Annotated in this window: 9 protein-coding genes; 4 read left to right on the top strand and 5 right to left on the bottom strand. The window is 42.7% G+C overall.

Translation table 11 applies throughout. The annotated features are described in order from the left end of the window. Window positions 1-28: 28 nt before the first annotated feature. The 4 genes from galT to BMW59_RS18315 all read right to left on the bottom strand — a co-directional run bounded on the left by galT (window position 29) and on the right by BMW59_RS18315 (window position 5651). Window positions 29-1549, bottom strand: a complete 1521-nt coding sequence (gene galT / locus BMW59_RS18300; protein WP_093055195.1) for a UDP-glucose--hexose-1-phosphate uridylyltransferase — start codon at window positions 1547-1549, stop codon at window positions 29-31. A gap of 12 nt (window positions 1550-1561) precedes the next feature. Beyond that, window positions 1562-2557, bottom strand: a complete 996-nt coding sequence (gene galE, locus BMW59_RS18305; RefSeq protein WP_093055197.1) for a UDP-glucose 4-epimerase GalE — start codon at window positions 2555-2557, stop codon at window positions 1562-1564. A gap of 56 nt (window positions 2558-2613) precedes the next feature. After that, a complete protein-coding gene (locus BMW59_RS18310; RefSeq protein WP_093055199.1) occupies window positions 2614-3792 on the bottom strand; it encodes a galactokinase in 1179 nt (392 codons plus the stop codon). Window positions 3793-4235: 443 nt separating this feature from the next. After that, the gene (locus BMW59_RS18315; protein WP_093055201.1) at window positions 4236-5651 is read right to left on the bottom strand and encodes a sodium/glutamate symporter; all 1416 of its coding nucleotides are present in this window, start codon (window positions 5649-5651) and stop codon (window positions 4236-4238) included. 180 nt (window positions 5652-5831) lie between these two features. Here BMW59_RS18315 and BMW59_RS18320 point away from each other — a divergent pair, with 180 nt between their 5' ends. Further along, the gene (locus tag BMW59_RS18320; protein WP_093055203.1) at window positions 5832-6308 is read left to right on the top strand and encodes a metal-dependent hydrolase; all 477 of its coding nucleotides are present in this window, start codon (window positions 5832-5834) and stop codon (window positions 6306-6308) included. Window positions 6309-6439: 131 nt separating this feature from the next. After that, complete coding sequence (locus BMW59_RS18325) at window positions 6440-7066, top strand: FMN-dependent NADH-azoreductase (RefSeq protein WP_093055205.1); 627 nt, start codon at window positions 6440-6442, stop codon at window positions 7064-7066. A 199-nt stretch (window positions 7067-7265) separates the two neighbouring features. Here BMW59_RS18325 and BMW59_RS18330 read toward each other — a convergent pair whose 3' ends face one another. Continuing rightward, on the bottom strand, window positions 7266-7757 hold the full coding sequence (locus BMW59_RS18330; RefSeq protein ID WP_177174424.1) for a hypothetical protein: 492 nt from the start codon (window positions 7755-7757) through the stop codon (window positions 7266-7268). A 194-nt stretch (window positions 7758-7951) separates the two neighbouring features. Here BMW59_RS18330 and BMW59_RS18335 point away from each other — a divergent pair, with 194 nt between their 5' ends. After that, entirely contained in the window at window positions 7952-8383 is a 432-nt protein-coding gene (locus BMW59_RS18335; RefSeq protein ID WP_093055209.1) for a ferritin-like domain-containing protein, read from the top strand. A gap of 273 nt (window positions 8384-8656) precedes the next feature. Next, a complete protein-coding gene (locus BMW59_RS18340) occupies window positions 8657-9130 on the top strand; it encodes a GNAT family N-acetyltransferase (RefSeq protein ID WP_093055211.1) in 474 nt (157 codons plus the stop codon). Window positions 9131-9230: the final 100 nt, after the last annotated feature.

Below are 9230 nucleotides of genomic sequence, written 5' to 3' on the forward strand. Positions count from 1 at the left end.
ACCCCCTTAATATTTCCCTGTTTATTCTTTACTCATTTAAAGCACTTATAAAACGAAGGAATGCTTCCTGCCCTTCAGAATTTCGCTTAAAGACACCCGCGTGGGCCAATATCGTTGAAAAAACAAGGCCTACTTCCTGCTGCAGAATGTGTCCGGCGTTCTCCTGGTTTAAATCAGGATGCTTTTCTTTTACCTGCATCCCCCATTCAAGGTGTTTCGAAATGGTTTCATTGGCGGCCATTTCTTTTGCAGGGTCATCCGTCAGCAGAGCTTCTGCCAGCTGCATCAGTTCGCTTTTCAGCCTGCCGGGGAGAACTGCAAGACCCATTACTTCAATCAAACCAATATTTTCTTTCTTAATATGGTGCACTTCCTTGTGCGGATGAAAAATACCCATCGGATGCTCATCAGACGTCCGGTTGTTTCGAAGCACCAAGTCCAATTCATACTTCCCGTCCCTGTATCGCGCAATCGGTGTAATCGTATGATGGGGTGTATCCCCCGTTTGTGAATACACTCCAACCGTCTCATCATCGTAAACCTGCCATTTTTTCCGGATCATCTCGGATGCTTGTACAACCTGATTCTTGTCTGACCCTTTCACACGGAGAACAGACATTGGCCACTTCACTTTACTGACTGTCACTCCTTGATAATTCTTCAAATGTTCTGTTTCTTCTTCCTCAGCCCGTGCCATAGGAAACTCATATTTTCCCGCCTGGTAATGGTCATGGCTTAAAATCGACCCGCCGACTATTGGAAGGTCCGCATTAGAACCTATAAAATAATGAGGATACTGCTGAACGAAATCCAATAGCCGCTGAAATGTATTTACCGTAATCTTCATCGGCTCATGTGCCGATGACAGGACAATCGCATGCTCATGGTAATAGACGTAAGGTGAGAACTGAAGGTGCCATTCTTCACCATTTAACTCGACTGGAATGGTCCGCAAATTTTGTCTTGCAGGGTGATTGAGCCTGCCGGCATATCCAACGTTTTCTTTACAAAGCAGGCATAACGGGTAATTGGATGTGGATGCTTTCTTTGCTGCTTCAATTTCCTTTGGATCTTTTTCAGGTTTGGAAAGATTAATCGTAATATCCAAATCCCCATATTCAGTTGGTGTTTTCCAGTTCATATTTTTTGCAATCCTGTTACGGCGTATATAATGAATGTCCTGATTCCATTCATAAAACCAGGCGGTAGCCGTTTCTATCCCGTCTGATTCTTCTTTCTCCCTAAAGTCAGCCGTAACCCCGGAAGGCCTTTTTGCAAACACCGCCATCAGCTTTGTATCAAGTAAATCTCTTTCTGTCACCGTATTGCTGGCCATCCGTTCTTCCTTGGCTGCCCAATCCAGAATATCGTCAAGGATGCCAGCAAGAGGACGGGTTTCATTCACTTCATCAAGAGGAGGCTTAACGGCTTCATCAATCTCAAGAATCTCCATGAGCTGATTTTTACAAAAAACCGCATCTTCTTCATCAATTAATTGTTTTTTTTCAGCATACTGTACCAGTTCATTTAACCATTGATCTATTGTCATAGTCTCATCTCCTTACTCGTTGGATTGGTAACCTCCGGGGTGCCGCTGGTGCCATGTCCACGCTGTTTCGATAATTGATTCCAGATCCGCATATTCCGGTTTCCAGCCCAGGATTGTTTTTGCTTTTTCCGATGATGCTACAAGTACCGCAGGATCTCCACTCCGCCGGGGAGCAATTTCACGCGGGATCTCTCTTCCGGTCACTTTAATTGCTGTATCTACTACTTCTTTTACGCTGAAGCCATTGCCGTTTCCAAGATTGAAAACTTCAGAAGGGCCGCCGTCACGAAGATAATCCAAAGCGGTCAAATGGGCCTGAATGAGATCTTTCACATGTATATAATCACGGATGCATGTCCCGTCCGGCGTATCATAATCGTCACCGAAAATCATAATTTTTTCCCTTTGTCCCAGAGCAACCTGCAGCACGATAGGGATCAAGTGTGTTTCCGGCTTATGGTCTTCACCAATATCGATTGTCGGGTGTGCCCCGGCGACGTTAAAGTATCTTAAAGCCACGTATTTCAAGTCATAAGCTTCAGCACACCATTTCAACATCCGTTCTATAGCCAGCTTCGTTTCGCCATAAGGGTTTGTCGGAGCGGTTACCTCTGTTTCTTTAATAGGAACGATTTCCGGTTCCCCGTAAGTGGCTGCAGTAGAAGAAAAAACGATATGCTTAACGCCGTACTCCGTCATTTTCTTAAGCAGGCTTAACGCGCCATAAACGTTGTTGTCATAATACTGAAGAGGTTCCTCCATACTGACGCCTACAAGAGAATCAGCCGCAAAGTGAATAACTGAGTCGATGTCGTGATTTTGGAAGATATGATCAAGAATCTTTTCGTCTCTTAAATCACCTTCATAAAATACTGCCTCTTTAAGAACAGCTTGTTTGTGGCCTGTCTGCAGGTTATCGAGGACAACCACTTCTTCATTTTTCCCCAGAAGCTCTGCTGCCCCATGACTGCCGATGTAACCTGCCCCTCCGCAAATTAATACTGCCATTTCTTTCACTCTCCTTTTATGTTGGTTCTGCTATCGTAAACTTTTTGTTTTAGTCTTTAGTCGAGATCGTTCCCTATCTCCCGTGTACCGTCGCCAATATCAACCACATAGAACTCTGTTTCAATCCCTGTGCGATTTTTATAAGTGTCAGCAATTCTTTTTAAAGTTTCCTCAAGGCCTTCCTCTTTAATTAAATTAACTGTACACCCGCCGAAGCCTGCCCCGGTCATGCGTGCTCCAAGAACAGTCTCTTCCTTCCAGGCGGCTTCTGTCAAAGCGTCTAAATGGTCGCCTGTCACTTCATAATCATCTCTTAACGAACGATGGGAGTCATTCATCAGCTGGCCGAAAGCCGACACATCTCCTTCTTTCAACGCCTGATGAGCTTTAATTGTCCGGTCATTTTCATCAACGGCATGTTTAGCACGGCGGGCAGCTGTATCACTTTTAATTACCTGGCGATTAGCACTGAACTCCTCAGGCGACAAATCACAAAGGTTTTGAATTGAAACAGCTTTCTGTAAATCAGCCAACGCTTCTTCACACTCCCGGCGCCGTTCATTATATTTTGAATCTGCCAGTCCGCGGCGTTTATTTGTATTGGCAAGAACAAGCTTAACCCCTTCCAGTTTTACCGGAGCATAACTGTAGTCGAGGGTATTGCAGTCAAGAAGAACAGCGTGATCCTTCTTTCCCATACCGATCGCAAATTGATCCATAATGCCGCAGTTTACTCCGATATAGCGGTTTTCTGCCCGCTGGCAAAGCTGAACCATTGGAATACGGTCCATGCCAAACCCGTTCTGGGCATCCCATGCAATCGCCATTGCGAGTTCAATTGAGGCAGATGACGAGAGTCCTGCTCCGTTAGGAATGTCTCCGTAAAAATACGCATCAAATCCTTTTTCTCCCGTGAAGCCGTCTTCACGGAACATATAAATGACTCCTTTCGGATAATTCGCCCAGTCGTGAGACTCCTCATAGTCCAGATTATCCAGCGATGTCTCAATAATCCCCAGGTCAGGGAAATTCTCTGAATAAAAGCGAAGCTTCCTGTCTTCTCTTGGTCTGATGACGATATACGTTCCCACACTTAATGCACATGGGAACACATACCCGCCATTATAGTCCGTATGCTCCCCGATCAGATTCACCCGTCCCGGCGACAAGTAAACTTTCGGACGCTCGTTTGTCTTAAACACTTCCTGAAACGATGAAATAAGCTTTTCACTCATCTTTTTTCACTCCCGTAAAAAATTTTTGGTTGTAATACATAGTCTTTCTTTATTAAATTATTTAATTAATTAGTTACGTGTTATTTCCTTCTCATTTTTCAGTATACAACATAACTGCTAAGAATGGAATCTTTATTAATAAATTTAATTAACTTTTAAAGTCGTTGGTTGAAAGCAGTAGGTCGTGTTTTACAGGGGGGATTTTTTGTCGAAATTTGTTATATGGTAGAGTTAGGCAGTTATACGGTAGAGTTACACTTTTATAATGTAGAGTTCAGCAGTTATACGGTAGAGTCCCTCAGTTATAAGGTAGAATCCCAAATTTATACGGTCGTACAGTTAAATGGCAGAGTTCTAAAGGTAATAAAGGGCTGCTATTTCAGCAGCCCCTCACCCTATATCGTCCACCTGACCTGTCAATTGTTATGCCAGTTAAATAGCAGTTAAGCTTCATCCTTTTTCTTTTTTCCGAAATAAAGCAGTCCAAGCAGAAGCCATCCAGTCATAATAATTGCTGCTACAATTAGCGACGGAACAGCTCCGACAGCGATTATTAAAGGGACAGAAGCAGCTGTAACAAAACCGCCACCAACAAAAATATCAAGGAGCAGCTGTTTATAGCTGAACCCTTCTTTTGCGGGTGATTTAGTATTCGGGTCAGCCAGCTTTATTAACAGCAAGCCTGCAGCACTCATTCCCATCGCCTGCCCTAAATCGCCTATTGCCCGTTCAAACCAGTGATCTGTCATGATCTTAGGGGCGATATACAGGAAGGCAAATAAGTTCCAGGCAACCGCGGTTACAGCCATAAGTAAAAATGGAATAAAATGCTCTCCTATGACTGCCAGAGACAAGGTTGCTATCGCTGAGGCTATCAGCAGATCCAGGGCAAGACCCTGGATTCTGTTTACTACCCCTCGGTCTACCACGTTGTATTTAACAAACTTTGAAAGAAACAGCTGGACAATAACGGCACCGATCATAGCGAGCGGAAACAAAGGCAAATGGGTAAAGATTTCGATTTGATCGATCCAAAGTGCCTCTTCAATCAGAATAATTCCCTCAAGGAGGACATACCCGACAGCAATAGCGACGCCAATGTAGCCAAGGTGGACGGTTAACGTTTCAATAAATTCGGAACGTGTTGTTTTTCTGCCTGCCGGTTCATCTTCCTGGTTTTCTTCAGCAATAATCCCCCGTTTTTTTTCTTCGGATATTTCACCCGGATTCTCCAGTATAGCTGTCTTTCCTTTTCTGGCTCCCCAGTTGATCAGACCCATCCCTAAGAAAACCACGCTCAGCACTCCGATTGTTGCTAACCCAACAGCCAGGTGCCTTCCTTCTTCAAATCCTACTCCTTCAAACGTTCCGGCTAGACCCGCAGCTGTCCCGTGTCCGCCTACAAAGCTGATTTCAAGAAGAGCCCCTGCGGCAGGATTCATGCCGAAAAAGGGAGTCAAAACTAAAAGAGCAAGAGTAATTCCCACGACATACATGCCCCATGAAATAAAATGGGCAAATGTAATCTGGGGGCCGGATATTTCCCACATTTTTTTAACTGAAGGAAGCGTCATTCCAAGAAACAAGGATGCAAATATAACGTTAATGAGAAGTCCCGGAAGTGTGCTCCAGATCTCCACCATAACTTCAGGGAACAAACCTCCGCTGTCAAACAGATTGATGCCCAGCCTGCCAAGCACTTCCGGGCCTATAAGTAAACCTAACAAACCGGCGATCATCGAACTGGGTATAAAAAAATTTTGGAAAAGAGGTGTAAACACACGTATCCATTTACCAATTAAAAGCAGAATGCCGAGAATTATAAGGCTAAAACCAGCGACTTCCGGTGTAAGTTCCATACCGCTCCCCCCTAATAAAAAGCGTCCTTTGTCGTATAGTGTCTTTATACCATTTATTAGAAGCATTAAAACGGCGGAATTATAAATCATTAATGATTCATGCCATCGGCTGATTCCCGCTCAGTCTCTTTTTTGCTATGATATTAATTCAGTTTAAATTTAAGAAAGGAAAAACACAGCATGAGATATTTCACCCATATTACCACTTCATTATCGGCGGTAGTGTTACTTGGCGATGCGATCCCTGTAAATGTAGACACAACTTCCACACTTGCAGTTTCCGGACTTTTGCTTGGCTCTGTCCTTCCTGATATTGATGAAAGCAGATCGTGGATCGGCCGGAGAATTCCGGGGTTATCCTCCATCGCTAAAACACTGTTTGGCGGACACCGCGGGCTTACTCATTCAGGGCTTATCCTTATCTTAATGATAGCCGGGACCACCCATTTTTCTAATGAATTTCTTCTTGGCCTGTTTCTAGGAGTTATTTTGCATATTCTTGCAGATTTCTTTTCTGTCGGAGGCATTCCTCTTCTTTACCCTTTCTCTAAAAAACGCTCCCAGATCGCTCTGTATCGGACAGGCACATGGAGCGAAGGTGTGATTTTGGTTGCCGGGGCAGCTGTATTAGTAAATCATTTACTGCCGCTATTTTAATAAAGTTTTTGAAGAAAGAAGATGCTGGCGGGAAGCGAGCATCTTCTTTGACTTATATAAAGCTTCTCTTTATACTTTATTTTTTGTAAGTATTAAACTTTTTTATCGTAAAATGAATGGAGGAACTGAAAATGTCAAAAGTATTATTTATTAAAGCTAATCCAAGACCAGAAGATCAATCTGTAAGTGTTAAAATGTATAATACATTTATTTCAAACTATAAGAGTGAAAATCCTGAGGATGAGATTGAGGAGCTTGATTTATTTCAGGAGAATTTACCTTATTACGATACAGATAAAATTAACGGCATGTTCAAACAAGCCAATGGAATAGAGTTAACCCCCGCTGAACAGGAAGCTGCTGACACAGTTAACACTTATTTAAATCAATTCCTTGAAGCTGATAAAGTTATGTTTGCTTTTCCTCTTTGGAATTTTACCGTGCCAGCTGCGCTCCATACCTACCTGGACTACCTGGCACAAGCCGGAAAGACGTTTAAATACACGGCAGAAGGACCTGTCGGCCTGTTAACCGGGAAAAAAGCCGTGTTATTAAACGCACGCGGCGGCGTCTATTCTGAAGGTCCTGCACAGTCCGCTGAGATGGCTGTTAATTATGTTAAAAACTTGCTGACTTTCTGGGGAATCACAGATATTCAAACAGTCATCGTCGAAGGCCATAACCAGTTTCCGGATAAAGCAGAAGAATTGATTCAGGAAGGCATTCAGGAGACAGCAGCGGCAGCACAGCAGTTTTAAATAAGAGAGATTAACTGCTGGTAACCATTGAACGGGATTATGAAGCTCCTTTGGAGAAACGAATTAAGACGAGAGCCTGCAGCGCAGTCTTCCCGGACTGGTCCGCGCGAGTCCGGAAAAGCACAGTAATGGGTTCTGCTTAATGACTCTGCTTACAAAAGCAAGGGTGTCACCAACTGATTTTGGGACACCCTCTTTTTTATCCAAAAAAAAGTTTAAAGAATCCCATACTGAACAATACAAAAAATGGAAGAAGATTCCCGTACTGCTGATATTTAAAAACCCTGGAATGATGGGCTAAGAAAAGGCCGAACAGAAAAAACAGGGCAAATTGAATGCCTGCAAAAACAGGAAAATAAGTGCCTATGGCATCGAAACCGGCCAACAGCCCAAACCCTATATTGTCTACATTTATAATAAGGAAGATTTTAAGAGCCACAGCACGTTTGAAAAGCCCTTCGCCATCTATTAAATGAAATACACTGAGAATAAGCAGGAAAACCCCCGATATTTTATTAAAAAGATGAAAAGGAATGACGTCTTCCAAAGCAAGGCCAATCTGATAAAACGCCCATAAAATGAGAGCCGTGCCCACAGTCAGCAGCAGAAAATGAATTAAGGGAAAATACTGCTTTCTGTACCCGATCAGCCATCCCCATATAAACCCGTCGAAACTTATAAAAAATATCATGAACAACGTTGAGAAAAAAGCCATCTCCTTCACCGCCTCCCCCACATTTATATGCTTGCCCTCAGCAAAATATAAGACATGGAATTAAATGGGGGGTCTGACCCCAAATATTCAGGTTTAATTTTTATAAATAGGTGGAAAATAACAAAATAGGTTTTGAATAATTTCTTCAAAAAGGAAGGGATGATTACGTAATGGACGCAAAAATGCAAGAATTAATTGATGGATTAAATGAGGATCTAGCTAACGAGTATGCAGCAACGATTATGTACACGTACAACGCAGCAGTTGTAACAGGATTATATCGCCAGGTACTCAAGCCATTTTTCGAAGGAGAAGTCGCAGATGAGGCCGGCCACGCGCTTTACCTGTCTGAAAAAATTAAAACATTGGGCGGAACTCCAACAACTACACCTGCACCTGTTAAACAGCTTACTGATGTAAAAGACATGCTTGAAGAAGCTATGCAGGCTGAGATTGACACTATTAACCGTTATGAAACACGTAAAGAACAGGCAGAAGCTTTAGGTTTAACTGAACTGACAGTCAAACTGGATGATTTCATCGCTGATGAAACAGGCCACAAAGAAGAAATGGCCCGTCTGCTTGAAGATTCCCGTTTCTAATAAGACATGACATTAAGCTCCTCTTAATCCTAAGAGGAGCTTTTTTCCTGCTCGCTTCAGTAATAAATAATTTATTTCTCTGCCTCTTCAATCTCCAGGTTTTTCACTCTTTCATTTCTGTCAATGCCTCTTTTTGTAACTATCCAAAAACATATAGTATGGGTTTGCACCGAACTCAATAAGGTACTTAAGTGCCCAATAAGGGCTCAAGGTATTGTGAAACCAATAAGTGTGTTACTGTTAAACTAAGGCAGAAATGAAAGGAGCTCATATATGGAGCTTATTATTTACACAAAGCGGTTAATGGTTGCTGCCTGTTCTCCTCAGTTTTTTCCTGTCATGCAGACAGAGTCTTATAACCAGCGTCCCCATATATCAGCTCACTTGAACAGCCTGAAGAAAGATCCTTCTTTATATGGCTGGGGACCGTGGCTTATTCTTCTAAGAAATAATTCCCGGGTTATAGGTGACATAGGGTTTAAAGGAAAGCCTGATTCCAAAAAATCAATAGAAGTGGGCTATGGCATCATAACTTCTGAACGGAACAGGGGCTATGCCACAGAAGCCTTGGAAGCTCTGGTTAATTGGGCTTTTTATCTTAAAAATGTAAAATATATTACAGCTTTATGCCGGCATGATAATTATTCATCTATCCGCGTGCTCGAAAAAATAAAAATGGTACGGTTAAAAGAAGAACACCAGATGATTCACTGGCATTTGAAAGCCAATTTAAAAACGCCCTCATGAGGGCGTCAGGCTGTTGAGAAACCCACCCTTTTCAAAAAGCGTGGGTTTCTTTTTTATTTTCTTCCCTTGATTTAGGTCATCTTCCGATGATAAAGGAATA

Source organism: Salipaludibacillus aurantiacus (assembly GCF_900111295.1).
Taxonomy (GTDB): Bacteria; Bacillota; Bacilli; order Bacillales; family Salisediminibacteriaceae; genus Salipaludibacillus; species Salipaludibacillus aurantiacus.